The organism is Streptomyces phaeoluteigriseus (genome assembly GCF_001896135.2).
Taxonomy (GTDB): domain Bacteria; phylum Actinomycetota; class Actinomycetes; order Streptomycetales; family Streptomycetaceae; genus Streptomyces; species Streptomyces phaeoluteigriseus.
In genome coordinates this window covers 496869-522909 of the sequence record NZ_MPOH02000016.1, presented here as the reverse complement: position 1 = coordinate 522909, position 26041 = coordinate 496869, and the positions used below count along the sequence as shown (strand labels likewise).

At 70.8% G+C, this 26041-nt stretch carries 17 protein-coding genes and 3 pseudogenes; 10 read left to right on the top strand and 10 right to left on the bottom strand.

The window, feature by feature from the left end; translation table 11 throughout:
• Nucleotides 1-207 precede the first annotated feature (207 nt).
• The 4 genes and pseudogenes from BM536_RS26995 to BM536_RS26980 all read left to right on the top strand — a co-directional run bounded on the left by BM536_RS26995 (nt 208) and on the right by BM536_RS26980 (nt 6214).
• On the top strand, nt 208-999 hold the full coding sequence (locus tag BM536_RS26995; protein ID WP_073493304.1) for an ATP-binding cassette domain-containing protein: 792 nt from the start codon (nt 208-210) through the stop codon (nt 997-999).
• A pseudogene (locus BM536_RS26990) lies at nt 996-2341 on the top strand (sugar ABC transporter permease). The gene BM536_RS26995 and the pseudogene BM536_RS26990 overlap by 4 nt, the downstream one beginning before the upstream one ends.
• 260 nt (nt 2342-2601) lie before the next feature.
• Nucleotides 2602-4519: pseudogene (gene dxs, locus BM536_RS26985) on the top strand (1-deoxy-D-xylulose-5-phosphate synthase).
• A 171-nt stretch (nt 4520-4690) separates the two neighbouring features.
• Nucleotides 4691-6214, top strand: coding sequence for an amino acid permease (locus BM536_RS26980; protein ID WP_073493305.1), 1524 nt, complete (start codon nt 4691-4693; stop codon nt 6212-6214).
• Between the two features lie 156 nt (nt 6215-6370).
• On the opposite strand, the gene BM536_RS26975 is transcribed toward BM536_RS26980, so the two are convergent.
• A complete protein-coding gene (locus BM536_RS26975; RefSeq protein WP_073493346.1) occupies nt 6371-6745 on the bottom strand; it encodes a PIN domain-containing protein in 375 nt (124 codons plus the stop codon).
• Between the two features lie 111 nt (nt 6746-6856).
• Here BM536_RS26975 and BM536_RS26970 point away from each other — a divergent pair, with 111 nt between their 5' ends.
• The gene (locus BM536_RS26970; protein ID WP_073493307.1) at nt 6857-7873 is read left to right on the top strand and encodes a PLL family lectin; all 1017 of its coding nucleotides are present in this window, start codon (nt 6857-6859) and stop codon (nt 7871-7873) included.
• A 90-nt stretch (nt 7874-7963) separates the two neighbouring features.
• Here BM536_RS26970 and BM536_RS26965 read toward each other — a convergent pair whose 3' ends face one another.
• From BM536_RS26965 to BM536_RS26950, 4 genes are all read right to left on the bottom strand, one after another.
• Nucleotides 7964-10093 (bottom strand): 3-hydroxyacyl-CoA dehydrogenase NAD-binding domain-containing protein, encoded by a 2130-nt coding sequence (locus BM536_RS26965; protein ID WP_073493309.1) that lies wholly within the window; start codon nt 10091-10093, stop codon nt 7964-7966.
• On the bottom strand, nt 10090-11307 hold the full coding sequence (locus BM536_RS26960; protein WP_073493311.1) for a thiolase family protein: 1218 nt from the start codon (nt 11305-11307) through the stop codon (nt 10090-10092). The genes BM536_RS26965 and BM536_RS26960 overlap by 4 nt, the downstream gene beginning before the upstream one ends.
• Nucleotides 11308-11429: 122 nt before the next feature.
• On the bottom strand, nt 11430-12467 hold the full coding sequence (locus tag BM536_RS26955) for a LacI family DNA-binding transcriptional regulator (RefSeq protein WP_073493313.1): 1038 nt from the start codon (nt 12465-12467) through the stop codon (nt 11430-11432).
• Nucleotides 12464-14881, bottom strand: a complete 2418-nt coding sequence (locus tag BM536_RS26950) for a glycoside hydrolase family 2 protein (RefSeq protein ID WP_073493348.1) — start codon at nt 14879-14881, stop codon at nt 12464-12466. Before BM536_RS26950 ends, BM536_RS26955 begins: the two co-directional genes overlap by 4 nt.
• Nucleotides 14882-15070: 189 nt before the next feature.
• Between BM536_RS26950 and BM536_RS26945 the strand changes: the two genes are divergently transcribed.
• From BM536_RS26945 to BM536_RS26935, 3 genes are read left to right on the top strand one after another with little or no spacing between them, the layout of a single operon-like run.
• Complete coding sequence (locus BM536_RS26945) at nt 15071-16387, top strand: ABC transporter substrate-binding protein (protein WP_073493315.1); 1317 nt, start codon at nt 15071-15073, stop codon at nt 16385-16387.
• Nucleotides 16384-17328: a carbohydrate ABC transporter permease gene (locus BM536_RS26940; RefSeq protein ID WP_073493317.1), complete on the top strand. Its 945-nt coding sequence runs from the start codon at nt 16384-16386 to the stop codon at nt 17326-17328. The genes BM536_RS26945 and BM536_RS26940 overlap by 4 nt, the downstream gene beginning before the upstream one ends.
• Nucleotides 17325-18155: a carbohydrate ABC transporter permease gene (locus BM536_RS26935; protein WP_073493319.1), complete on the top strand. Its 831-nt coding sequence runs from the start codon at nt 17325-17327 to the stop codon at nt 18153-18155. Before BM536_RS26940 ends, BM536_RS26935 begins: the two co-directional genes overlap by 4 nt.
• Before the next feature lie 277 nt (nt 18156-18432).
• Here BM536_RS26935 and BM536_RS26930 read toward each other — a convergent pair.
• From BM536_RS26930 to BM536_RS26920, 3 genes and pseudogenes are all read right to left on the bottom strand, one after another.
• Nucleotides 18433-19716 (bottom strand): annotated as a pseudogene (locus tag BM536_RS26930) (HRDC domain-containing protein); the annotation flags it as partial.
• Between the two features lie 215 nt (nt 19717-19931).
• A complete protein-coding gene (locus BM536_RS26925) occupies nt 19932-20594 on the bottom strand; it encodes a response regulator transcription factor (protein WP_073493321.1) in 663 nt (220 codons plus the stop codon).
• Nucleotides 20595-21079: 485 nt separating this feature from the next.
• Nucleotides 21080-21748, bottom strand: a complete 669-nt coding sequence (locus BM536_RS26920) for a DUF3000 domain-containing protein (protein WP_073493323.1) — start codon at nt 21746-21748, stop codon at nt 21080-21082.
• Nucleotides 21749-21943: 195 nt separating this feature from the next.
• Between BM536_RS26920 and hemE the strand changes: the two genes are divergently transcribed.
• On the top strand, nt 21944-23011 hold the full coding sequence (hemE, locus tag BM536_RS26915) for a uroporphyrinogen decarboxylase (protein ID WP_073493325.1): 1068 nt from the start codon (nt 21944-21946) through the stop codon (nt 23009-23011).
• Nucleotides 23012-23328: 317 nt separating this feature from the next.
• Here the strand turns inward: hemE and BM536_RS26910 are convergent, their stop codons facing one another.
• Nucleotides 23329-24135 carry a rhomboid family intramembrane serine protease gene (locus tag BM536_RS26910; RefSeq protein ID WP_073493327.1) on the bottom strand — a complete coding sequence of 269 codons (807 nt, stop codon included), beginning with the start codon at nt 24133-24135 and terminating at the stop codon, nt 23329-23331.
• Between the two features lie 134 nt (nt 24136-24269).
• On the opposite strand from BM536_RS26910, the gene BM536_RS26905 reads away from it, so the two are divergent.
• Nucleotides 24270-24536, top strand: coding sequence for a hypothetical protein (locus tag BM536_RS26905; RefSeq protein WP_094103618.1), 267 nt, complete (start codon nt 24270-24272; stop codon nt 24534-24536).
• 53 nt (nt 24537-24589) lie between these two features.
• Here the strand turns inward: BM536_RS26905 and BM536_RS26900 are convergent, their stop codons facing one another.
• Nucleotides 24590-25996, bottom strand: a complete 1407-nt coding sequence (locus BM536_RS26900) for an FAD-dependent oxidoreductase (RefSeq protein WP_094103650.1) — start codon at nt 25994-25996, stop codon at nt 24590-24592.
• Nucleotides 25997-26041: the final 45 nt, after the last annotated feature.

Sequence of the window (26041 nt, the reverse complement as noted above, 5' to 3'; positions counted from 1 at the left end):
CGTCGAGACCCCTCGACGCCCGCCCCCACCTTCACACCCCGCTGCCGGGGCGGGCGTCGGACGGAGCCGTTGCCAAGTGCGACGGGCTCGCGCATGTTCATCTTGTAAACCTCGTGCGTCAACGCCCCGTACCCGCGGCGCTGCGCACACCCTTCCGCGCCTGTTCTGTCACAGCGCGGCATCCCCGCCGGTCAGGCGGCGAAGGAGATGGTTCACGTGTCCGCTACGCCCGTGCTGGCGTTGCGCGGAGTCTCCAAGCGATTCGGTGCGGTGCAGGCACTCACCGACGTCGAGCTGGAGGTCCACGCCGGAGAAGTGGTCGCCCTGGTGGGCGACAACGGCGCAGGAAAGTCCACCCTGGTCAAGACGATCGCCGGGGTCCACCCCATCGATGACGGAGTCATCGAATGGGAGGGCAAGCCGGTCAGCATCAACAGGCCCCACGACGCGCAGGGCCTCGGCGTCGCGACGGTCTACCAGGACCTCGCCCTCTGCGACAACCTCGACGTCGTCGGCAACCTCTACCTCGGCCGCGAACTGCTGCGCCGAGGCGTCATCGACGAGGTGACGATGGAGAAGAACGCCCGCGAGCTGCTGTCCACCCTCTCCATCCGCATCCCGAGCGTGCGCATCCCGATCGCGAGCCTCTCCGGCGGTCAGCGCCAGGTCGTCGCCATCGCCCGCGCGCTGATCGGCGACCCGAAGGTCGTCATCCTCGACGAGCCCACCGCCGCCCTCGGCGTCGAGCAGACCGCGCAGGTCCTCGACCTGGTCGAGCGACTGCGCGAGCGCAACCTCGGTGTCATCCTCATCAGCCACAACATGGCCGACGTCAAGGCGGTCGCGGACACCGTCGCCGTCCTGCGCCTCGGCAAGAACAACGGCTCCTTCCCCGTGAAGGACACCAGCCACGAAGAGATCATCGCCGCGATCACGGGTGCCACGGAGAACGCCGTGACCCGTCGTGCGGGGCGTCGCACCGCGGAGGCGGCAAAGTGAGCGACACGTCCAAGACCGTGAAGAGCGACACCACCAAGACCGAGAAGGCCGAGGGCGTGGTGGAGGAGCAGAACACCGTCGCCCCCGCCGACGACCCCACGGCCGCCCCGGTCACCGTCGTCGACCCGCGACTGCTGGTCCGCGAAGAGGGCTTCAAGGGCTACATCACCGAGTTCAAGCGCAAGGTCAAGGGCGGCGAGCTGGGCTCGCTGCCGGTGGTCATCGGCCTGATCGTCATCTGGACGATCTTCCAGTTCAAGAACGACCGGTTCCTGAGCGCCGAGAACCTCTCCAACATCAGCTTCTTCCTCTCGGCCACCGGCATGCTCGCCATCGGCCTGGTGTTCGTGCTGCTGCTGGGCGAGATCGACCTGTCCGTCGGCTCCGTGAGCGGCCTGGCCTCCACCCTGTTCGCCGTGTTCGTGGTGGACCACACCATGAACCCATGGCTGTCGCTGCTGCTGACGATCATCACCGGCATCGCCATCGGCGCCCTGCACGGCTGGTTCTTCGCCAAACTCGGTGTACCGGCCTTCGTGGTGACCCTGGCCGGCTTCCTCGGCTGGAACGGCCTGATGCTGTGGCTGCTGGGCTCCAGCGGCACCATCAACATCCCGTCCGACTCCGGCCCGGTCCACCTGCTCGGCCAGAACTCGTTCTTCATGGACCAGGCATCATCGGCGCCTACGTCCTGGCCGGTCTCGGTGTCGCGTCCATGCTCATCGGCTCCTTCGGTGAGCAGCGCCGCCGCCGTGTCGCGGGCGTGCCGTACCGGCCCACCAGCGAGATCCTGCTGCGCGTCGGCGCCCTCGCCCTCGCGTCCTTCACGGCCGCGGCCGTGCTGAACAACGCGGCCGGCGTCTCCAACGCGCTCGTCATCTTCCTGGCCGCGCTGGTCATCGTCGACTTCGTGCTCCGCCGTACCACCTTCGGCCGTCAGGTCTTCGCGGTCGGCGGCGGCATCGAGGCGGCCCGCCGGGCCGGTATCAACGTGCCGATGATCCGCATCACGGTGTTCGCGATCGCCGGTGGCTTCGCCGCGGTCGGCGGTATGTTCTTCGCCGGGCAGACCGCCAGCGCCACGCTGAACGCCGGTGGCGGCAACACGCTGATGCTGGCGATCGCCGCCGCGGTCATCGGCGGCACGAGCCTCTTCGGCGGCCGTGGCACCGTGTGGTCGGCCCTCCTGGGCATGCTGGTCATCCAGTCCATCCAGACCGGTCTCGACCTGCTGAACATGAACACCTCGATCCAGTACATGATCACCGGTGGTGTTCTCCTCGGGGCGGTCGTCATCGACTCGATCTCCCGCAAGAGCCAGAAGGCCGCCGGCCGCGGCTGACGGTTCACGGACGCGTCGTACGGCGCGTCCGCCGCAGGACCCCACTGTGCCCGGCACTGTGAAGTGCCGGGCACAGCCATGTCGTACAGCCATGTCGCACAGCCACATCAGTCGTACGGCCGTGTCATGGAAGGCCCGCATCCTGGGTACGGCCGAGCCGTGACGTACGACGCAAGGGGCGGGCGCCGCCCGCCGGGGCGGAACATTAGACTCGACGAGCCCGGCAACAGCCCGATCAGCTCTACTGCAAGGAGGCACGGGTGCCGCTGCTGACCCGCATCAGGGGACCGCGCGATCTGGACCGGCTCAGCCTGGAGGAGCTGGACCAGCTGGCAGGGGAGATCCGGACCTTCCTCGTCGACGCCGTGTCCAAGACCGGCGGCCACCTCGGCCCCAACCTCGGTGTGGTCGAGCTCACCATCGCCCTGCACCGGGTCTTCGAGTCCCCGAAGGACAAGGTGCTCTGGGACACCGGCCACCAGTCCTACGTGCACAAACTCCTCACCGGCCGGCAGGACTTCTCCCGGCTGAAGATGAAGGACGGCCTGTCCGGCTACCCCTCGCAGGCCGAGTCCGAGCACGACGTCATCGAGAACAGCCACGCCTCCACGGTGCTCGGCTGGGCCGACGGCATCGCCAAGGGCAACGAGATCCTCAAACGCGACAGCCACGTCGTGGCCGTCATCGGTGACGGCGCCCTGACCGGCGGTATGGCCTGGGAGGCGCTGAACAACATCGCCGAGGCCAAGGACCGCCCGCTCGTCATCGTCGTCAACGACAACGAGCGTTCCTACGCGCCCACCATCGGCGGCCTCGCCAACCACCTGGCGACCCTGCGCACGACCGACGGCTACGAGCGCTTCCTCGCCCGGACCAAGGACATCCTCGACCGCACCCCGGTCGTCGGGAAGCCCCTCTTCGACACCCTGCACGGCGCCAAGAAGGGCCTGAAGGACTTCATCGCCCCGCAGGGCATGTTCGAGGACCTCGGCCTGAAGTACGTCGGCCCGATCGACGGCCACGACCTCGAGGCCCTGGAGTCGGCGCTGGCCCGCGCCAAGCGCTTCGGCGGCCCCGTCATCGTGCACTGCCTCACCGAGAAGGGCCGCGGCTACCAGCCCGCCCTCCAGGACGAGGCCGACCGCTTCCACGCCGTCGGCAAGATCCACCCCGACACGGGTCTGCCGATCGCCAGCAGCGGCGCCGACTGGACCTCCGTCTTCGGCGAGGAGATGGTCAAACTCGGCACCGAGCGCGAGGACGTCGTCGCCATCACCGCGGCCATGCTCCAGCCCGTCGGCCTCGACAAGTTCGCCAAGGCCTTCCCCGAGCGCGTCTACGACGTCGGCATCGCCGAGCAGCACGGCGCCGTCTCCGCGGCGGGCCTCGCCCATGCCGGCGTGCACCCCGTCTTCGCGGTGTACGCCACCTTCCTCAACCGTGCCTTCGACCAGGTCCTCATGGACGTCGCCCTGCACAGGTGCGGGGTCACCTTCGTGCTGGACCGGGCCGGTGTCACCGGCACCGACGGCGCCTCCCACAACGGCATGTGGGACATGTCGATCCTCCAGGTCGTGCCGGGCCTGCGGCTGGCCGCGCCGCGCGACGCCGACCAGGTGCGGGCCCAGCTGCGGGAGGCCGTACAGGTCGACGACGCTCCGACCGTGGTGCGCTTCTCCAAGGGCGCCGTCGGCCCCGCCGTACCGGCCGTCGGACGCGTCGGCGGCATGGACGTCCTGCGCGAGCCGGGCACCGACCGGCCCGACGTGCTGCTCGTCTCCGTGGGCGCCCTCGCCCCGATGTGCCTGGAGATCGCCGGCCTCCTCGACCGGCAGGGCATCTCCACCACCGTCGTCGACCCGCGCTGGGTCAAGCCCGTCGACGAGGCCATGGCACCGCTCGCCGAGCGCCACCGCGTCGTCGTCACCGTCGAGGACAACTCCCGCGTCGGCGGTGTGGGCTCCACGATCGCCCAGGCCCTGCGCGACGCCGGGGTCGACGTGCCGCTGCGCGACTTCGGCATCCCGCCCCGCTTCCTCGACCACGCCTCCCGCGCCGAGGTCATGGCCGAGATCGGGCTGACCGCCCCCGACATCGCCCGCCAGGTCACCGGCCTGGTCTCCAGGCTCGACGGGCGGTACGACGCGCGGCCCCGAGGTCGAGCCCGCGCGCGACTGACGGGACCCGCGCGCGCCCGAAGGGGACCCGCGCCGCCACCCCTGCCGGGCCGGTTTCACCGCTGAGAGAGTGGTGAAACCGGCCCATCTGCGTGAGTGAGGCCGCGCCGGGGCATACGCAGTACGCCCCCTCTCGATCATGTCGGGGACGACACAGCGTGGGAGGTCACCCGTGAGCAACGCCCTCTTCCGGACGAAGAAGGTCGAGCAGTCCATCCTCGACACCGAGGAACCGGAGCACGCGCTCAAGAAATCCCTGTCCGCACTGGACCTGACGGTGTTCGGCGTCGGCGTCATCATCGGCACCGGCATCTTCGTCCTGACCGGCACGGTCGCCAGGAACAACGCCGGCCCCGCGGTCGCCCTGGCCTTCGTCGCGGCCGGCGTCGTCTGCGCGCTCGCCGCGCTCTGCTACGCCGAGTTCGCCTCCACCGTCCCGGTGGCCGGCTCCGCGTACACCTTCTCCTACGCCTCCCTGGGGGAACTGCCCGCCTGGACCATCGGCTGGGACCTGGTCCTGGAGTTCGCGCTCGGCACGGCGGTGGTCGCGGTCGGCTGGTCCGGCTACGTCGCCTCGCTGCTGGACAACGCGGGCTGGCAGCTCCCGGCGGCGCTCAGCGGCCGGGACGGCGCCGACGGCTTCGGCTTCGACATCCTCGCCGCCGCGCTCGTCCTGGTCCTCACCGCCATCCTGGTGCTGGGCACCAAGCTGTCCGCCCGGGTCACCTCGGTCGTCGTCGCCATCAAGGTGACCGTCGTCCTCGTCGTGATCATCGCGGGCGCCTTCTTCATCAAGGGCGACAACTACGACCCGTTCATCCCCAAGGCGCAGGCCGTGCCGGCGGGCGACAGCCTCCAGTCCCCGCTCATCCAGCTGATGTTCGGCTGGGCACCGTCCAACTTCGGCGTCATGGGCATCTTCACCGCCGCCTCCGTGGTCTTCTTCGCGTTCATCGGCTTCGACGTCGTCGCCACCGCCGCCGAGGAGACCAGGAACCCGCAGCGCGACATGCCCCGCGGCATCCTCGGCTCCCTGCTGATCTGCACCGCCCTCTACGTGGCCGTCTCGATCGTCGTGACCGGCATGCAGCACTACACGGACCTGTCCATCACCGCGCCCCTCGCCGATGCCTTCAAGGCCACCGGACACCCGTGGTTCGCGGGCTTCATCAGCTTCGGCGCCGCCGTCGGCCTCACCACGGTCTGCATGATCCTGCTGCTCGGTCAGACCCGCGTGTTCTTCGCGATGAGCCGCGACGGACTCCTGCCGCGGTTCTTCTCCCACGTCCACCCGCGGTACAAGACCCCGCACCGGCCGACCATCCTGCTGGGCGTCCTCATCGCGATCCTCGCCGGCTTCACGCCGCTGAGCGAACTCGCCGAGCTGGTGAACATCGGCACGCTCTTCGCCTTCGTGGTCGTCGCGATCGGCGTGATCGTCCTCCGCAAGAAGCGCCCCGACCTGCACCGCTCCTTCCGCACCCCCTGGGTGCCGGTGCTGCCGATCCTGTCGGTGCTGGCCTCGCTGTGGCTGATGCTCAACCTGCCCGCCGAGACCTGGCTGCGCTTCGCGGTCTGGATGGCGGCCGGTTTCGCCGTCTACTTCCTGTACGGCCGCTCCCACAGCCGTCTGGGCCGCGGCCAGGAGGGCTCCGTCGGCCAGGTGATCAAGCCCGACCCGGGCGAAGGCCGCTGAACGCTGCGCTCCACGGCCCCGTGTGTCTCCCGCCCTGGCGGGGATTGCGGGGCCGGTTGCCGCTCGGGGGAGGGGCGATGGGGCGGCGTGGCGGGTGGCTCAGGGGTGTGGGCGCGGGAGACGGCTCACGCCGGGATGGTGGGGGAGGCGATCGCCTCACGGCCGGACGGTCCGGGGCCCCGTCACCTCGGCGCCCAGTGCGGTCACCCTGCGGCGCAGCTCGCGGTCGGCCGTGACGACCAGGCGGGGGCGGTCTCCCGAGCGGGCCACCAGGTCGACGATGTGGTCGTCACCGCTGCCGGGCGCCGCCTCCACCCGTACGCCGGCAACCGGTTCCACACCGCGGGCCGCTCCCTCGACGACCAGCACGACCTCCACGGGCCCCGGGTGCCCCGGCAGCCCGTCGGCGGCCAGCCGGTCCCGCAGCCGCTCCGCGGCACCCCGCCGGTCACGCCACCACCCGTCGGGCACCGATCCCACCACGTTCGCGGCGTCGACGATCACGAGCAGCGGGATGTCGTCGTCGTCCATGGCGCCCAGGGTGCCACGGAGCACGGCACCCCCGGAGCACGGCCCCGGAGGACGGCCCTCGGACGTGCCCCGCGCGAGGGCGTCCCGAGGGGGTCGTCATACAGTGATCGGGTGAACGGCGAATGGCTCGTACGCGGCCGTGACGGGCGACTCTGTGTCTACCTGACGTCGGACGACGCGGTCCTGTGCCGCGCGGAGCACACTCCGGGCGGCGCCTGGGACCCGCCCCGCAGGGTGGGCGGCGACCAGAAGGTGCATCCGGTCCTGGCCGTCGGCCGGGGGGCCGACGACTACGCCCATCTGGTCTCCTGGCGGCCCACCGTGCCGGCACAGTCGGGCCTGGTGCACTCCACCCACTTCCGGCCCCTGCTCGCCGCCCTCGACTGGACCCCGATCGGCCACCCGAACACGAAGGGCGACCGCACCGGCGCCCCCGCCGTCGCCGTGGACGCCCAGGGGCGGGCGCACGTCTTCGTGGCCCGCGCCGGCACCGGGCTGGGCATGGTCGCGCAGAAGGAGAAGGGCGGCTGGGACCCCTGGCGCGACCTCAAGGGGCCGGACGTCCAGGGAACGCCCGTCGCGCTCGCGGGGGAGTCCGGGCGGGTCGAGGCGTGCGCGGCCGTCCCGGGCGGACTCCAGCACTGGCGGCAGGAGAAGCCGGGCACCCCGCCCGTTCTGGGAGAGTCGCTGGAGACGCCGGTGCGCGCCGGCACCCTGCGCGCCCTCGCCACCTCGCCGGAGCACACCACCCTCTACTACACCGACGACTCGGGCGACCTGTGCGCCTGGCGCCCCGGCGGCAAGCCCGTCGCCCTGCTCGCCGCGGCCGGCCCCGGCCCGGTGGCCGCCGTACGCTGCGAACTCGACGGCCACGACTGCACGTTGCTCGCCCAGCGCTCCTCGAGCGGCCGGGTCGCCTTCGCGGCGTACCCCACCGAGAAGGAGGGGGCCGGTGCCTGGTGGACCGAGTCCGGCCCCCGACTGCCCGCCGACGCCGAGGTGTCCCTCGGCCGGGACCACGAGGACCGGGTGGTCGCGGTGAGCCTGTCCCCGTCGGCCGGCCGGCTCCTCGTCACCCGCCGCAAGGACGAACCGGGGCTGGCGCTGACGGCGTGGCGGGAGGTCTGACCCGGCCCCCCCACGCGACGACGAGGAGAGGGCCCCCGCCGACGGCGGAGGCCCTCTCCTGACGCGTGCGTGTCCGCGTACGTCTCCGTGCTACGCCGGAATCGACGCCACGCCCGGAGCCAGGAACTGCTTTCCGTTCACCCGCTCCGACACGCCCTCACGGTCCAGGTAAGGCGTGATGCCGCCCAGGTGGAAGGGCCAGCCGGCACCGGTGATCAGGCAGAGGTCGATGTCCTGCGCCTCGGCGACGACACCCTCGTCGAGCATGAGCCCGATCTCCTGCGCCACCGCGTCCAGGACGCGCGCCCGCACCTGCTCCTCGGTGAGGACGGTGTCGCCCTGCTTCAGCAGCGCGGCGACCTCCGGGTCCAGCTCGGGCTTGCCGCTGTCGTAGACGTAGAAACCGCGCTTGCCGGCTTCCACGACCGCCTTGAGGTTCGGGGAGACCGTGAAACGGTCCGGGAACGCCCGGTTGAGCGTCTCCGACACGTGCAGGCCGATGGCCGGGCCGACCAGCTCCAGGAGGACCAGCGGGGACATCGGCAGGCCGAGCGGTTCCACCGCCTTCTCCGCGACCTCGACCGGGGTGCCCTCGTCGATGACGTTCTGCACCTCGCCCATGAAACGGGTCAGGATGCGGTTCACGACGAACGCCGGGGCGTCCTTCACCAGGACCGCGGTCTTCTTCAGCTTCTTGGCGACGGCGAAGGCGGTGGCCAGCGACGCGTCATCGGTCGCCTCACCCCGCACGATCTCCAGCAGCGGCAGGATCGCGACCGGGTTGAAGAAGTGGAAGCCCACGACCCGCTCGGGGTTCTTCAGCTTCGACGCCATCTCGGTGACCGAGAGGGACGAGGTGTTGGTGGCGAGGATCGCGTGCGCCGGGGCGACCGCCTCCACCTCCGCGAACACCTGCTGCTTGACACCGATCTCCTCGAAAACGGCTTCGATGATGAAGTCCGCGTCGGAGAAACCCTCGGCCTTGTCCAGCACACCGGACACCAGCGCCTTGAGGCGGTTGGCCTTGTCCTGGTTGATACGGCCCTTGCCGAGCAGCTTGTCGATCTCGGCCTGGACGTAGCCCACGCCCTTGTCGACGCGCTCCTGGTCGATGTCGGTCAGGACGACCGGCACCTCCAGGCGGCGCAGGAACAGCAGGGCGAGCTGCGAGGCCATCAGGCCCGCGCCCACGACGCCGACCTTGGTGACCGGGCGGGCCAGGTTCTTGTCCGGGGCGCCGGCGGGGCGCTTGCCGCGCTTCTGCACCAGGTTGAACGCGTAGATGCCGGCGCGCAGTTCGCCACCCATGATCAGGTCGGCGAGGGCCTGGTCCTCGGCGTCGAAGCCCTGCTGGAGGTCGCCGTTCTTGGCCGCGGCGATGATGTCGAGGGCGCGGTAGGCGGCCGGGGCCGCGCCGTGCACCTTGCTGTCCGCGATGAAGCGGCCCTTGGCGACGGCCTGGTCCCAGGCCTCGCCGCGGTCGATCACCGGACGGTCGACGACGATCTCGCCCTTGAGGACGGCCGCCGTCCAGATCAGCGACTGCTCGAGGAAGTCCGCACCCTCGAACAGGGCGTCGGCGATGCCCAGCTCGTGTACCTGGACGCCCTTGAGCTGCTTGTTCTGGTTGAGCGAGTTCTCGATGATCACCTGGACGGCACGGTCGGCGCCGATCAGGTTCGGCAGCAGGGTGCAGCCGCCCCAGCCGGGGACCAGACCGAGGAAGACCTCGGGGAGCGAGAAGGCGGGCAGGGCCGCGGACACCGTGCGGTAGGTGCAGTGCAGACCGACCTCGACGCCGCCGCCCATGGCCGCGCCGTTGTAGTACGCGAAGGTCGGCACGGCCAGACCCGAGAGGCGCTTGAAGACCTCGTGGCCGCCCTTGCCGATGGCGAGCGCGTGCTCGTGCTCCTTCAGCAGCTCGACGCCCTTGAGGTCGGCGCCGACCGCGAAGATGAACGGCTTGCCGGTGACGCCGACACCGACGATCTCGCCGGCCGCGGCCTCCTTCTCGACCTGGTCGACGGCGGTGTTCAGGTTCGCCAGCGACTGCGGACCGAAGGTGGTCGGCTTGGTGTGGTCCAGGCCGTTGTCGAGGGTGATCAGGGCGAAGCGCCCGGCACCCAGCGGCAGGTCGAAGTGGCGTACGTGCGCCGACGTGACGACCTCGTCCGGGAACAGCTCGGCCGCACCCTTCAGCAGCTCAGCGGTGGTGCTCACTTGTCCCCCTCGAAGTGCGGGTTCTCCCAGATGACCGTCGCGCCCATGCCGAAGCCGACGCACATGGTGGTCAGGCCGTAGCGGACGTGCGGCTGCTCCTCGAACTGGCGGGCCAGCTGCGTCATCAGACGGACGCCCGAGGAGGCCAGCGGGTGGCCGAAGGCGATGGCGCCGCCGTACTGGTTGACGCGCTCGTCGTCGTCGGCGATGCCGTAGTGGTCCAGGAAGGCCAGGACCTGGACGGCGAAGGCCTCGTTGATCTCGAAGAGACCGATGTCGGAGATGGACAGACCCGCCTGCGCGAGGGCCTTCTCCGTGGCCGGGATCGGGCCGTAACCCATGACCTCGGGCTCGACGCCCGCGAAGGAGTAGGCGACCAGCCGCATCTTGACCGGCAGGCCGTTCTCGCGCGCGAAGTCCTCGGACGCGATGAGGGAGGCGGTCGCGCCGTCGTTCAGACCGGCCGCGTTGCCGGCGGTGACCCGGCCGTGCACGCGGAACGGGGTCTTCAGCCCGGAAAGGTTCTCCAGGGTCGTTCCCGGTCGCATCGGCTCGTCGGCGGTGACCAGGCCCCAGCCCGTCTCACCGGCCTCGGGGCTCGTGCGGCGGACGGAGACCGGCACCAGGTCGGCCTGGATCCTGCCGTTGGCGTAGGCCTTGGCGGCCTTCTCCTGCGAGCGCACCGCGTACTCGTCGGCGCGCAGCTTGGTGATCTGCGGGTAACGGTCGTGCAGGTTCTCCGCGGTCATGCCCATGAAGAGGGCGGACTCGTCGACCAGCTTCTCGCTGACGAACCGCGGGTTCGGGTCGACGCCCTCGCCCATCGGGTGGCGGCCCATGTGCTCGACACCGCCGGCGATGGCGACGTCGTACGCGCCGAACGCGACGGAGCCGGCGACCGTGGTGACGGCCGTCAGGGCGCCCGCGCACATGCGGTCGATGGAGTAACCGGGCACGGAGGTCGGCAGACCGGCCAGGATGCCGGCGGTACGGCCGATGGTCAGGCCCTGGTCGCCGATCTGCGTGGTCGCGGCGATGGCGACCTCGTCGACCTTCTTCGGGTCGAGACCGGGGTTGCGGCGCAGCAGCTCCCGGATCGCCTTCACGACGAGGTCGTCGGCACGGGTCTCGTGGTAGATGCCCTTCGGGCCCGCCTTGCCGAACGGGGTACGGACGCCGTCTACGAAGACGACGTCCCTGACGGTACGAGGCACGATGGCTCTCCTCCAGGTGCGGGATGGCACTGCTGCTTGCGCAAGCGCTGAGCGCGCGCTCAGAACCCATGCTACTTGTGGGTAATGTAGCTGCACAGCCCTACCCGGTGGAGCGGCGAATGTCACACGTCCGGCGGAGCCGTCGACGCGCGTGGCGTCAGCACCGGCGTGGGCACCTGGTGCGTCCCCGGGCCCTCTCCGGTGATCAGCCCGAACAGCGTGCGTGCCGCCTCCGCACCGAATCCGTGCACGTCGTGGCTCATCGCGGAGAGGGTCGGATGCGTCAGCCGGCACAACTGGGAATCGTCCCAGGCCAGCAGGGACACGTCCCGCGGCACGCTCAGCCCCATCTCGGCCGCCACCGACAGACCGGCGACGGCCATGATGTCGTTGTCGTAGACGATGGCCGTCGGCCGGTCCGGCGGGGCGGCCGTCAGCATGGACCGGGTCGCCCGGGCGCCCGCCTCCCCCGAGTAGTCGGTCGCCACCTGCCGTGCCCCGGCCAGCCCCAGGCTCCGGGCCGCCTCGTCGAACGCGGCCGTCCGGATCATGGTGTGCCCGAGCGCCGCCGCGCCCCCGACCCGTGCGATACGGCGATGCCCCAGCGCGGCGAGATACCGCACCGCCTCCTTCACCGCCGTCGCGTCGTCGGTCCACACGGAGGTGAGGGAGCCGGTCAGTGAGGGATGCCCCACGGCCACCACCGGCATCCCGAGCCGCTCCACGGCGGGCACCCGGGGGTCGTCGGCCCGGAAGTCCACCAGGATCGACCCGCCGATCTGCCGCCCGCGCCACCACGACTCCTGGATGCCGACCTCCTCGTCCACCGTGCGCACCAGTCGCAGCAGCAGGGAGCAGGAGTGCTCGGTGAGAACGCTTTCGACGCCGGAGACGAACTCCATGTAGAAGGGCTCCAGGCCCAGCATCCGGGCCGGCCGGCAGATCGCGAGCCCCACCACGTCGACCCGCGAGCTGGACAGCGACCGCGCGGTCAGGTTCGGTTCCCAGCCCAGTTCCCGTGCCGCCGCGAAGATGCGGTCCCGGGTCGCCTCCGACAGTCCCGGCTTGTGGTTGAAGGCGAGCGAGACGGCACCCTTGGACACACCGGCGCGCGCGGCGACGTCCTTGATGGTGACGCGAGGTGCGGGAAACGCTGTCATCGAACGGGCTCCTGGCAGTACAGCGCACGGCGGGCGGTGTCGGCATCGGGAGTCTCCCAGCCGGTGATCCCGATGGTCACCCGTTCCCCGGGAAGCAGCGTGACGAGACCCCGGTCGGCACGTGCCCGCGTGTCCAGCCGGTCGGCCTGGAGCAGCAGGTCCCGTACGAGCGTGCACGCCCGTACCTCGACTCCGCCCGGTACGAGGCTCACCTCGAACACGGGCGAGGGGTAGGGGACTTCGCGGTCCGGGACGGGGAAGTACAGGGCCCGCAGCCCGTTCGCGCTCCCGGCTTCGACCGAGCGGGGGGACCCGGGGGATCCCCACGCGTCCGCCACGAGGAAGTCCTTCGGCCCGGTGGGCTCCAGCTCCGCCGGCACCGGCACCTCGGCCACCGCCCGGGCGCCGGCGGCGAGTTCCAGGTTCGCCGTTGCGAGCACCTCGCCCTCGACGGACATGCGCCGCAGCACGAGTGGGCCCGTCCACGGCTCCCGCGACTGGTTGACGGCCGCCAGCACCAGTTTGGTGGCCCGCCGTTGCAGGGTGAGCAGCCGGTCCGCGTACAGCCGCCGCAACTCGTGGTAGAGCGGCTTCTCCCGCCCGTCCCCGTCGATCGCCGACCAGGAGGTCACCGGCCAGCAGTCGTTGAGCTGCCAGACGACCGTGCCCGCGCACACCGGCCAGTGCGAGCGCCAGTGCTCGATCCCCGCGGCCACGGCACGGGCCTGGTTGACCTGCGTCAGGTAGTGCCACCGGTCGAAATCCCCCTCGGGGAAGACGAAATGCCGCTCCAGCCCGCGCCGCAGCTTGCCGTTTCCGTCCTCCGCCTTCTGGTGGTGCAGCACACCGGGGGAGTCCGCCGCGAGGTCCTCACCCGGCAGCGCGCGCCGCAGGGTGGCGTACGCGGGCGGCGCCTGCCAGCCGAACTCGGCCACGAACCGAGGCACCTCGCGCCGGTAGTCGGTGTAGTCCTCGCGGTTCCACACCTCCCACGAATGGTGCGTCCCGTGCGCCGGATCGTTCGGGTGCCGCCGCCACGAACCCGACCACGGACTGCCCGCCGTGTACGGCCGGGTCGGATCCGCCTCGGCCACCACCCTCGGCAGGACGCCCAGGTAGTACCCCTCCCCCCAGGAGTCACCGCCGAGCCGCTCCTCCCACCCCCAGTCCCGGAAGCCCCAGAGGTTCTCGTTGTTCCCGTTCCACAACACCAGCGACGGATGCGGCATCAGCCGTACGACGTTCTCGCGGGCCTCCGCCTCCACCTCCCCGCGCAGCGGCTGCTCCTCGGGGTAGGCGGCGCAGGCGAACGGGAAGTCCTGCCACACCAGCAGGCCCAGTTCGTCGCAGGCGTCGTAGAAGTCCTCGCTCTCGTAGATCCCGCCGCCCCACACCCGCACCAGGTCCACGCCCGCGCGGGCCGCCTGCCCCAGCCGTTCCCGGTAACGCTCGCGGGTGATCCGGGACGGAAACACGTCGTCCGGGATCCAGTTCACGCCCCGAGCGAAGACCGGCTCCCCGTTGACGACAAGGGTGAAGGCGGTTCCACGGACGTCGGCCGAGGTGTCCAGCTCCACGCTCCGGAAACCGATGCGCCGCCGCCAGGCGTCGAGCGGGGCATCGCCGTGGTGCAGCGTCAGTTCGACGTCGTACAGCGGCTGTTCGCCGTACCCACGCGGCCACCACAGTGCGGGATCCGGCACCTCCAGCCGGACCACCGCGTCCGTCCCCCGCACGGCGGCCCGCACGCGTCGTCCGCCCACGCCGGCCTCCAGGGTCAGCTCCGCCTCCACCCGGGTGCGCTCCACGTCCACGCGCAACTCGACGACGCCCACGCCCTGTTCGACGGTCACCAGTGGCCGCACCCGGGCGATCCGGGCCGTCGACCAGCGCTCCAGGCGCACCGGCCGCCAGATTCCGGCCGTCACCAGGGTCGGCCCCCAGTCCCAGCCGAAGGAGCAGGCCATCTTGCGGATGTACTGGTACGGCTCGGCGTAGGCGGAGGGCCGCTCGCCGAGTCGCCCGCGCACCGCCTCCGCCTCGGCGTACGCGGAACGGAACCGGACGGTCAGTGGCCCGCTCAGTCCCGTCACGTCGAAGCGGTAGGAGCGGTGCATGTTCCGCACCCGGCCCAGGAGCCGGTCGCCGGCCAGCACCTCGGCGGCCGTGTCGAGCCCGTCGAAGACCAGGTCCGTCTGCTCGTGCCCGGACGCCGGCTCCGGCAGCCGCGCCTCGTAGGTCCAGGCGCGCCGCCCGACCCAGTCGACCTCGGCCTCGTTGCGTCCGAGGAAGGGGTCCGGGATCACCCCGGCCGCGAGCAGATCGGTGTGCACACAGCCCGGCACCCCGGCCGGGAGCGACTCCTCCCCGTGCCGCAGGGTCCAGCCGTCGGTGAGCGGTGTGGCCTCCAGCATGCGCACTCCCTAAACCGGTCGATCCGGGGATGGGGAAACATCTCTTCATCCTTGGCCGGATGGGGACTTTACCGGTTGAGAAAGCGCTGTCAGAGTGCCGAATCAGCCAACCCGTACGGGCTCCACCGGCCCGTACGCGTTCCACCACCTTGCACGTGCTCGTCCGTCCCGTGAACGGAGTTGACGCACATGAACCGCCGTACAGTCCTCGCCCTGGTCGCCGGAGCCGCTCTGCTGCTCCCCGGCTGCACCGGTACAGGAGGCAGCGCGAAGGGCGCCGACGCCAAGGCGCCCGACGACCCGTCGAAGGTGAGCGGAGACATCACCGTTCTCACCGTCCGTACCGACCTCGTGCAGGACGGCACGATGAAGAAGTACGCCGCCGAGTTCAACAAGGTCTACCCGAAGGTGAAGGTCGAGTTCCAGGCACTCACCAACTACGAGGCGGAGATCAAGATCCGGATGAACACGGAGGACTACGGCGACGTCCTCCTGATCCCGGCGGTGATCAAGAAGAACGACTACCCGAAGTTCTTCGCCTCCCTGGGCACCGAGGCCGAGCGCGCCGCGAAGTACCGCTTCACCGACTTCACCACCGTCGACGGCAAGGTCTACGGCCAGAGCCCGGTCGGCGTGATGCCCGGCTTCGTCTACAACAAGAGGGTGTGGCAGGAGGCCGGGATCACCGAATGGCCCACCACCCCGGCCGAGTTCCTCGCCGGTCTGAAGGCCATCAAGGAGAAGACGCGAGCGGTCCCGTACTACACCAACTTCGCCGCCCAGTGGCCCCTGACCTCGTGGACGTACGTCAACGGCTCGGTCGGCTGCGACCCGCAGGCCACCACGAAACTCGCCCAGGGCGACCCGTGGGCGCAGGGCTCGGACCTGCGTGTCGGCGACAGGCTGCTCTACGACATCGTGCGCCAGGGGCTGGCCGAGAAGGACCCGACCACCACCAACTGGGAGCTGTCCAAGCCACAGTTGGCGAAGGGCGAGATCGCCACCCAGTGGCTCGGCACCTGGGCGGTCATCCAGTTCCAGGACGCCGCGAAGAAGGCCGGCGTGAACCCCGACGACATCGGTTTCATGCCGTTCCCGGCCCAGTCCGACGGCACGTTCTGCGCCACCGTCGGCCCGGACTACAACCAGGCCGTCAACGTCCACTCCCCGCACAAGGAGGCGGCCCGCGCCTGGATCGACTGGTTCACCGACAAGTCGGGCTACGACCGGGACAACCTGGCCATCTCTCCGCTCAAGGACGCCTCGATGCCCCAGGTGCTGAAGCCGTACGAGGACGCGGGCGTGAAGCTGATCGAGCTGGACGACTCGGCGGGCGCCGAGGTCAAACTGATCGACGACGAGTCCGAGGTCGGCATCTACAAGCCCGAGTACCGGCAGGACCTGGTCGATCTGGCGCGCGGCGCCAAGAAGGGCAGCCTGGACGACTTCCTCGCGGATCTCGGCAAGAAGTGGACGAAGACGCAGAAGAGCGTGACCGGCCGATGACGCACACCACCGGGAAGGTGCCCGCCGGGACCGCGGCCTCGGCGGGCACCGCCCCCCTGCCGGCTCCGCGCCGTACCCGCACCTGGCGGGTGCTCACCCCGTGGCTGTTCCTGCTCGCGCCCCTCGCCCTGCTGATCACCTTCACCTACGCGCCGATCGCCAACATGGTCGCGTACAGCTTCACCGACTGGGACGGCGTGAGCCCGGAGCTGCACTACACGGGCGTCGAGAACTACACGGAGATCTTCACCAGGGAGGACCTCTTCCAGGTGTTCTTCGTGAGCGGTTACTACCTGATCGCCTCGGTCGTCCAGATCGCCGCCGCGCTGTACTTCGCGACGATCCTGAGTTTCCAGGTCCGTTTCCGCAACTTCTTCAAGGGCGTGCTCTTCTTCCCGTCCCTGGTGAACGGCGTCGCCATCGGTTTCGTCTTCCTCTACTTCTTCCAGGACGGCGGCACCTTCGACACGGTCCTCGGCCTCTTCGGCCACCACACCGACCACGCCTGGCTGGGCACGCCCTTCTCCGCGAACACCTCGCTCGCCGGCGTCTCGATCTGGCGCTACCTGGGCATGAACTTCGTCCTGTTCCTCGGTGCGATCCAGTCGATCCCGGGGGAGCTGTACGAGGCCTCGGAGCTGGACGGCGCGAACCGCTGGCACCAGTTCCGCTACATCATCCTGCCCGGCATCAAACCGGTGCTGACCCTCACCGTGATCCTGTCGATCTCCGGGTCCCTCTCGGCCTTCGAGATCCCGTACATCATGACCGGCGGGGCGACCGGCACCGAGACCTTCGTGATCCAGACCGTGAAGCTGGCCTTCCAGTTCAACAAGACGGGGCTCGCCTCCGCGGCGGCCGTCGTGCTGCTGCTGATCATCCTGCTGGTGACCTGGGTCCAGCGGCGCCTCGTCCCCGACGACAGGGTGGACCTCGTATGACGCGCCGAGCCGTTGCCCGCACCCTCGTGTACCTGTCGCTGGTCCTCGCGTCGGTGGTCGTCCTGCTCCCGCTCGGAGTCGTCCTCCTGACGTCCCTGAAGACCGAGAACGAGACGGCGAACGGCGGAGGGGCGCTCACCCCGCCGCGCGACCCGCTCAACTTCGACAACTACGTGACGGCGTTCCAGGACGGCGGGATGCTCACGGCGTTCGGCAACACCGCCTTCATCCTGCTGGTCTCGGTCGGCGGCACGGTGCTCATCGGCTCGATGACGGCCTACGCCATCGACCGGTTCACGTTCCGGTTCCGGAAACCGGTCGTCGCCCTGTTCCTGGTCGCCGCGCTGGTCCCCGGCGTGACCACCCAGGTGGCGACCTTCCAGATCGTCCACAGCTTCGGTCTCTTCGACACCCGCTGGGCGCCGATCGCCCTGTACATGGGCACCGACATCGTGTCGATCTACGTCTTTCTGCAGTTCGTCCGCTCGATCCCGATCTCGCTGGACGAGGCGGCCCGCCTGGACGGCGCCAACGCGTTCACCATCTACCGCAAGATCATTTTCCCGTTGCTGAAACCGGCGATCGCGACGGTCGTGATCGTGAAGGGGATCGCCGTCTACAACGACTTCTACATCCCCTTCCTCTACATGCCCTCTCAGGATCTTGGCGTGATCTCGACGTCGCTGTTCCGCTTCAAGGGCCCCTACGCCGCCCACTGGGAGACGATCTCGGCAGGAGCGGTCCTGGTCATCCTGCCGACACTGATCGTTTTCCTGGCCCTCCAGAGGTACATCTACAACGGCTTCATGCGCGGAGCGACCAGATGAGCCCCTGAGCACGGAAACGGCACGCGCAACCGCTCACGGCCGGCAGCCGCCGTATGACAGCGATGTCCACGGCGGCCGAGCGGGTCCCTCACGCCCCGGTCCGCCGCGCTCCGGTCTGCCGTACGCCGTCGTCCGGCAGACCGGTCCCGGGTGCACCGTTCTCCTGGGAACCGTTCTCCCGCGCACCGGCCGCCTCCGGCGAACCGAGCGGACCGGCCCCTTGCGGCGCACTTGTGCCCTGTGGCGCCTGCGTGCTCCCCGTGGCCTGCGGGTTCGTCGCCTTGGCCGACAGGGCCGCCACCAGCACCGGCGCCACCTGCTCCACCTGCCAGGGGCGTGCGCCGAGGGCGGTGAGCGCCGCGGTGATCGAGTCCGGGTCGACCGGCTGAGGCGGCTCCCAGCAGACGCGCCGGACGGTGTCCGGGGCGATCAGGTTCTCCTGCGGCATGTTCAGTTCCTCGGCCACCGCCGAGACGGCCGACCTCGCGGCAGAGAGGCGGGCCGCGGCCTCGGGGTCCTTGTCCGCCCAGGCCCGCGGCGGGGGAGGACCCACGACCGACTGCCCCGGCTGCGGCAGCTGCGACTCGCTCATCGCCTTGGCCCGGTCGACGGCCGCCTGCCACTGCTCGAGCTGGCGCCGGCTCATGCGGTTGCCGAAGCCGTTCAGCGCGGCCAGCGCGTGCGCGTTGGCGGGAAGGGCGAGCGCGGCCTCCACGATGGCCGCGTCCGACAGCACCTTGCCGGGGGACACGTCCCGCCGCTGGGCGATCCGGTCCCGGGTCTGCCACAGCTCCCGCACCACGCCGAGCTGACGGCGGCGGCGCACCTTGTGCATTCCGGACGTACGGCGCCAGGGGTCCTTGCGGGGCTCGGGCGGCGGCGCCGTCGCGATCGCGTCGAACTCCTGCCGGGCCCACTCCAGCTTGCCCTGCCGGTCCAGTTCCTTCTCCAGGGCGTCGCGCAGATCGACGAGGAGTTCGACGTCCAGGGCGGCGTAGCGCAGCCACGGCTCGGGCAGCGGGCGGGTGGACCAGTCGACGGCGGAGTGGCCCTTCTCCAGGACGAAACCGAGGACGCCCTCGACCATCGCACCGAGGCCGACCCGCGGGAACCCGGCGAGCCGCCCGGCCAGCTCGGTGTCGAACAGCCTGGTGGGCACCATGCCTATTTCCCGCAGGCAGGGCAGGTCCTGGGTGGCCGCGTGCAGCACCCACTCCACGCTGGACAGCGCTTCGCCGAGCGCGGAGAGGTCGGGGCAGGCGACGGGATCGATCAGTGCGGTGCCGGCGCCCTCGCGGCGCAGCTGCACCAGGTAGGCGCGCTGGCCGTAGCGGTAGCCGGAGGCGCGTTCGGCGTCGACGGCGACGGGGCCGGAGCCGGCGGCGAAGGCGGCGATCATCTCGGCGAGCGCGGCGTCGTCGGCGATCACGGGCGGAACGCCCTCGCGAGGTGCGAGCAATGGTGTCGGCGCCCCGGCAGCAGTAGGTCCGTCGTCTTCCGGAGGGGCGCCTCCGGTGGTTCGCAGTGAGCTGGCTGCTGCGGTTTCTTGGGCGTCGGTCACCTGTCAAGGGTATCCGTGTGTGGGCGGCCCCCGCCGACGGAACGTTCCGTCGACAGGCGCCGCAGGGTCGCAAACCAGTCAGGTCGATGAAGGATCGAGGCGGATCGAGGCAGGCCGACGGAAACGAGGTGAGCCGGAGTGGATCAGCAGGGATCGGGAGGGGAACGGGGGGTGATCGAGGTGGACGGTCGGGACGGGCCCTCGGCCCGGAGCCCTCAGTGGATGATGCCGGTGCGCAGCGCCACCGCGACCATCCCGGCGCGGTCTCCCGTGCCGAGCTTGCGGGCGATGCGGGCGAGGTGGCTCTTGACGGTCAGCGCGGACAGGCCCATCGAGACGCCGATCGCCTTGTTGGACTGGCCTTCGGCGACGAGTCTCAGCACCTCCACCTCGCGGCCGGACAGCTCGCGGTAGCCACCCGGGTGGCTCGGGGCACCCGGGGGACGGCGGTGGAGGCGGGCGGCGGCCGAGCCGATGGGGGCGGCACCGGGCCGGGTGGGGAGCCCGACGTTGGTGCGGGTGCCGGTGACGACGTATCCCTTGACACCGCCGGCCAGTGCGTTGCGTACGGCGCCGATGTCGTCGGCCGCGGAGAGGGCGAGCCCGTTGGGCCAGCCAGCGGCGCGGGTCTCCGACAGGAGGGTCAGGCCGGAGCCGTCGGGAAGGTGGACGTCGGCGACGCAGATGTCGCGGGGGTTGCCGATGCGGGGACGAGCCTCCGCGACGGACGAGGCCTCGATGACGTCGCGCACACCGAGCGCCCACAGATGGCGGGTGACGGTGGAGCGGACGCGCGGGTCGGCCACGACCACCATGGCGGTGGGCTTGTTCGGGCGGTAGGCGACCAGGCTTGCGGGCTGCTCGAGGAGAACGGACACCAGGCCTCCTGGGTGGGGGGACGACGGGGCCGGCTCGTGGGGATGAAGCCGGGACGAACCGTGCTTTCAAGGTCACAGTCGTCTTCGGCACCGAAGCCTTGGTCCTTTAGAAAATGATCACGATCTAGTGAGTAACAATCCGTGCAATTCGGACGAGTGATCGATCACCCGAAGATCGAATCGGTTTGAGCGGGTGTCGTATGAGACCGAAAGTGGCCGTATCGACAAAGAGATGGTCAATCGAGGCGGCCGTTCGAGGGAGTCGACGGTTATCGGGGCCGATCACGGTGTGCGAGCGCGGCCGACCGGCCGCGCGCACAGGTCAGCGGGCTCAGGGAGAACCGGAGAGAACCGGAGAGAACCGGAGGTCAGAGAGATCCGGAGAGGCCGAGAAGGTCGGCGGGGCCGAGAACGTCGGCGGGGCCGAAGACGTCGGCCAGGTCCCGCCGACGTCTTCGCCCGCGGCATCCGGCGGTGCGGCGCGGTCAGCGCGACTGCGGCCCCCGCCGCTGCGGCAGCGTCACGACGGACGCGTCCCCCGGGCCGGCCGGTGGCAGTCCCGCGACCTGGGTCAGCAGATCGCACCAGGACGCCAGGTGCGCCGCCGTGTCCGGCACCCCGCCCAGCCCCTCGCGGGGCGTCCACGAGGCCCGGATCTCGATCTGCGAGGACGCCGGACGCTCCGCGAGTCCGCCGAAGTAGTGCGAGCCGGCGCGGGTGACGGTGCCACTCGGCTCCCCGTAGATCAGGCCGCGTGCCTGGAGCGCCCCGGTCAGCCAGGACCAGCACACCTCCGGCAGCAGCGGGTCGACGGCCATCTCCTGCTCCAGCTCCGCCCGCACGAGGGTGACCAGCCGGAAGGTGCCGCGCCAGGCGTCGTGCCCGGCCGGGTCGTGCAGCAGCACCAGGCGGCCGTCGGCCAGGTCCTGGTCGCCGTCCACGACGGTCGCCTCCAGCGCGTACGCGTACGGCGCCAGGCGCCGCGGGGCCGGTGTCGGCTCGATCTCGATCTGGGGCCGCAGCCGCGCCGCCCTCAGTGCGTCGACGGCGGCCCGGAAGGGCGGCGGAACCGCCCCGCCCCCGTCCAGGTCCTCCTCGTTCCCGTCATCCATTCCGCCCGTGCCGTCCGACAGTCGTCCCTGAGCCGCAGCCATGCGGGGAAGATTAAGGGGAACGGGAGCTTCGCGCAGGGCAAGACACCCGTGGGCACACCTCGGACGGCTGCGCGCTGGGCGAACACGCGCACGGTCAGGGGCCGTCGGCCGGCGTCCCGCCGACGGTGAGGGGCGGTGAGCGGGCGCCCCCCGCCGGTTTCCGCAGGGTTTCCGCGTCATGGGAGACTTGCCGTCGTGAGCGCGAACGAGAGCCCCGCGGGCCGGCAGCCGACAGCGACGTACGACAGCCCCTTCATGAAGGCGTGCCGGCGTGAACCGGTGCCGCACACGCCCGTGTGGTTCATGCGCCAGGCCGGGCGCTCGCTGCCGGAGTACCGCAAGGTCCGCGCGGGTGTGCCGATGCTCGAGTCCTGCATGCGGCCCGAGCTGGTCACCGAGATCACCCTCCAGCCGGTGCGCCGGCACGGCGTGGACGCGGCGATCTACTTCAGCGACATCGTCGTCCCGCTCAAGGCCATCGGCCTCGACCTCGACATCAAGCCCGGCGTCGGCCCGGTCGTCGAGGAGCCGATCCGCACCCGCGCCGACCTCGCCCGGCTGCGCGACCTGACCCCCGAGGACGTCTCCTACGTCACCGAGGCGATCGGCCTGCTGACCCGCGAGCTGGGACCGACTCCCCTCATCGGTTTCGCGGGCGCGCCTTTCACTCTCGCGAGCTACCTCGTCGAGGGCGGTCCGTCGCGCACGTACGAGAACGCCAAGGCGATGATGTACGGCGATCCCGAGCTGTGGGCCGACCTGCTGGACCGCCTCGCGGACATCACGGCCGCCTTCCTGAAGGTCCAGATCGAGGCGGGCGCCTCGGCGGTACAGCTGTTCGACTCCTGGGTGGGTGCCCTCGCACCCGCCGACTACCGCCGCTCGGTGATGCCCGCCTCGGTCAAGGTCTTCGAGGCCGTCGCCGGGTACGGCGTCCCCCGCATCCACTTCGGCGTCGGCACCGGCGAGCTGCTCAAGCTGATGGGCGACGCCGGCGCTGACGTCGTCGGCGTCGACTGGCGTGTGCCGCTCGACGAGGCGGCCCGCCGGGTCGGCCCCGGCAAGGCGCTCCAGGGCAACCTCGACCCGACCGTGCTGTTCGCCTCCACCGAGGTCGTCGAGACCAGGACCCGGGAGGTCCTCGACGCCGCGGCGGGCCTGGAGGGTCACGTCTTCAACCTCGGCCACGGCGTCATGCCGTCCATCGACCCGGACGCGCTGACCCGCCTCGTCGAGTACGTCCACACCCAGACCGCCCGCTGATCCGTCCCGCAGGGCACGGTGGTGCCCACCGGCCGTGGCGTGTGCGCGCCCGAGGGTGCGCACACGGCGGGCGCCCGCCGACCACTCGTACCGGTCTCGGGTGGGTACGGACGCCGGGAGACGGGTGCGCGGGACCCCTCTCCCCGGCATGGCGGCCAGGTACACGCACGGCACCCTGCACCCCGAGGCCGGCACGCGCTCGCACCGGCAGGGCTCCGTGCCGGTGACCTCACCGGCGCGACCACGACCGGCCGGTCGTCCGTCGGGCTGTCGTCCTTCCTCCTGACTTCCTCCCGACCGGTCCAGGTGACGCGACGTCACCAGCCGGGCCGGGCTCTCCTGCCGAACAGCAGGCCGCGCGGCTCGGGTGGCGGTGGTGTGCCCCGTTTCAGCGGCCAGGCGAGCAGCATGCCCGCGAGGAAGCCGACGACATGCGCGGCGTACGCCACCGTGCCCGCGTCGGAGACGCCCTCGCCGGAGGAGTACACGGCCTGGAGCCCGAACCAGAAGCCCAGCACCATCCAGGCCGGCAGCCGCAACGGCAGGAAGATCAGGAACGGCACGAGCACCCACACCCTGGCCTTCGGGTAGAGCACGAGGTAGGCGCCCAGCACGCCCGCGATCGCTCCCGACGCGCCGATCAGCGGGTCGGTCGAGTCGGCGTTGACGAGCGCGAAACCGTACGACGCCGCATAGCCGCAGGCGGCGTAGAACAGCGCGAAGCGGACGTGGCCCATGCGGTCCTCGACGTTGCTGCCGAAGATCAGCAGGAACAGCATGTTGCCCAGCAGGTGCAGCCAGCCGCCGTGCAGGAACATCGCGGTGAGCACGCTCAGGGGCGGGGACTTGTCGTAGTCCGGCGGGCCCAGCAGGCAGCCGCCCCCGCGGACGTCCCCGGTGGGCACGAGCCGCGGCAGCTGATGGTGCATCAGCTCGCGTGGGACGGCCGCGTACTGCTCCAGGAACGCCTGGAGATGGCAGGTCTGCGCCAGCGTGCTGTCACCGGCCACCGAGCCGGACAGGCCCGGCATGAACAGGAACACGAAGACGTTCACGCCGATCAGCGCATACGTCACCACGGGGGTGCGGCGCGTGGGATTCACGTCATGGACGGGGATGACCACAAGAAGGTTCTGCCCCCGATCCGTTCGAGGAATCGGTGGGCGCGCTGAACGCGGTCCCCCGCCGTTGCGTATGAAGCGGCAACCGCCCGCGGCACTGGGAAGGCGGGTCGCGGGAACGACGTGAGGAACAGGCGATGAACGACCGGGTTACTCCTCCCATGCATGCCACGCCCGACGGCGAGGCGGAGATCGCGCTCGTGATCCGCCTCCCCTGGGAGGACGTGGCACGGCTCGGCCAGGAGGCGGGGCGGCTGGCCGCGCAGGCGCAGCGGGCGGTGACGCTCGACGAGGCCGTCAGCCATCGGCTGCGGTCGCGGCCGGCGCCGGCCGCGCACGCCAAGCCGGCCGAGCAACAGCCCGCGGCGGTTTCCGCGTTGCCGAGGCTGTCCGGGACCGCGTAGGCGCGTCGCATGGTGCGGTTCCGTGGGGGCCGGCCGCGCGGGCGCGCCGTCTCCTATGTGTTCCGCACCTTTGCCGCTGCTTTCCGTGCCGCCACCAGTACCGGGTCCCACACCGGGCTGAACGGTGGGGCGTAACCCAGGTCCAGGGTCGTCATCTGTTCGGCCGTCATGCCCGCCGTGAGGGCCACCGCCGCGATGTCGACCCGTTTGCCCGCGCCCTCCCTGCCGACGATCTGTACGCCGAGAAGGCGGCCCGTGCGGCGCTCGGCGAGCATCTTGACCGTCATGGGGGAGGCGCCGGGGTAGTAGCCGGCCCGGCTGGTGGACTCTACGGTGACCGTCTCGAACTGGAGGCCCGCTCTGCGCGCGTCCTTCTCGCGCAGGCCGGTGCGGGCGATCTCCAGGTCGCAGACCTTGCTGACGGCGGTACCGACGACGCCGGGGAAGACGGCGTAACCGCCGCCGACGTTGGTGCCGATGATCTGCCCGTGCTTGTTGGCGTGGGTGCCGAGCGGGATGTGGCGTTCCTGGCCGGAGACCAGGTCGAGGACCTCGACGCAGTCGCCGCCGGCCCAGACGTTCTCGTGGCCGCGCACCCGCATCGCCAGGTCGGTGAGGAGACCGCCGTGGGCGCCCACGGGCAGCCCGGCCGCTTCGGCGAGGGCGGTCTCCGGACGGACACCGATGCCGAGGACCACCACGTCCGCCGGGTACTCGGCGTCCGGTGCGACCACCGCCCGTACCCGGCCGTCGTCGTGCGTGAGCAGCTCGGTGACCTCGGCGTCGTTCACCATGGTGATGCCGAGGCCCTCCATCGCCCGGTGCACCAGGCGGCCCATGTCCGGGTCGAGCGTCGACATCGGCTCGCTGCCCCGGTTGACGACCGTCACCCGATAACCGCGCTTGATGAGCGACTCCGCCATCTCCACGCCGATGTAACCCGCCCCGACGACCACGGCGTGCCGCCCACGCCCGCGGGTCCGCGCGAGCGTGTCGAGCAGCTCCTGTCCGTCGTCGAGCGTCTGCACCCCGTGCACGCCCTCGGCGTCGGCCCCCGGCATGTCCGGCCGGATCGGCCGGGCGCCGGTGGCGATGACGAGTTTGTCGTACGACGTCCAGGACTCGGCCCCGGAATCGACGTCACGCGCGTGCACCCCCTGCCGGTCGAGGTCGATCTCCGTGACCTCGGTGCGCAGACGCAGGTCGATCCCGCGCGCGCGGTGCTCCTGAGGAGTGCGGGCGATCAGTTCGTCCCGCTCGGTGACGTCACCGCCCACCCAGTACGGGATGCCGCAGGCGGAGTAGGACGCGAAGTGGCCGCGCTCGAAGGCCACGATGTCCAGTTCCCCGGGGCCCTTCAGCCGGCGGGCCTGGGACGCCGCGGACATGCCCGCGGCGTCCGCGCCGATCACGACCAACCGCTCCCGCCCGGACGCCCCGTGGCGCGCGCTCTCGCTCATGCTCATGCGAACACGCTACGGGGCGACGGAAATTCGTTTCCGCCC

Bases quoted from the DNA above. Each gene is read 5' to 3' on its own strand.
- BM536_RS26945 (WP_073493315.1), top strand. From the start codon at position 15,071: ATGAACCGCCGTACAGTCCTCGCCCTGGTCGCCGGAGCCGCTCTGCTG.
- BM536_RS26955 (WP_073493313.1), bottom strand. From the start codon at position 12,467: ATGACAGCGTTTCCCGCACCTCGCGTCACCATCAAGGACGTCGCCGCG.
- BM536_RS26900 (WP_094103650.1), bottom strand. From the start codon at position 25,996: ATGAGCGAGAGCGCGCGCCACGGGGCGTCCGGGCGGGAGCGGTTGGTC.
- BM536_RS26975 (WP_073493346.1), bottom strand. From the start codon at position 6,745: ATGGACGACGACGACATCCCGCTGCTCGTGATCGTCGACGCCGCGAAC.
- BM536_RS26995 (WP_073493304.1), top strand. From the start codon at position 208: ATGGTTCACGTGTCCGCTACGCCCGTGCTGGCGTTGCGCGGAGTCTCC.
- BM536_RS26935 (WP_073493319.1), top strand. From the start codon at position 17,325: ATGACGCGCCGAGCCGTTGCCCGCACCCTCGTGTACCTGTCGCTGGTC.
- BM536_RS26940 (WP_073493317.1), top strand. From the start codon at position 16,384: ATGACGCACACCACCGGGAAGGTGCCCGCCGGGACCGCGGCCTCGGCG.
- BM536_RS26950 (WP_073493348.1), bottom strand. From the start codon at position 14,881: ATGCTGGAGGCCACACCGCTCACCGACGGCTGGACCCTGCGGCACGGG.
- BM536_RS26920 (WP_073493323.1), bottom strand. From the start codon at position 21,748: ATGGCTGCGGCTCAGGGACGACTGTCGGACGGCACGGGCGGAATGGAT.
- BM536_RS26905 (WP_094103618.1), top strand. From the start codon at position 24,270: ATGAACGACCGGGTTACTCCTCCCATGCATGCCACGCCCGACGGCGAG.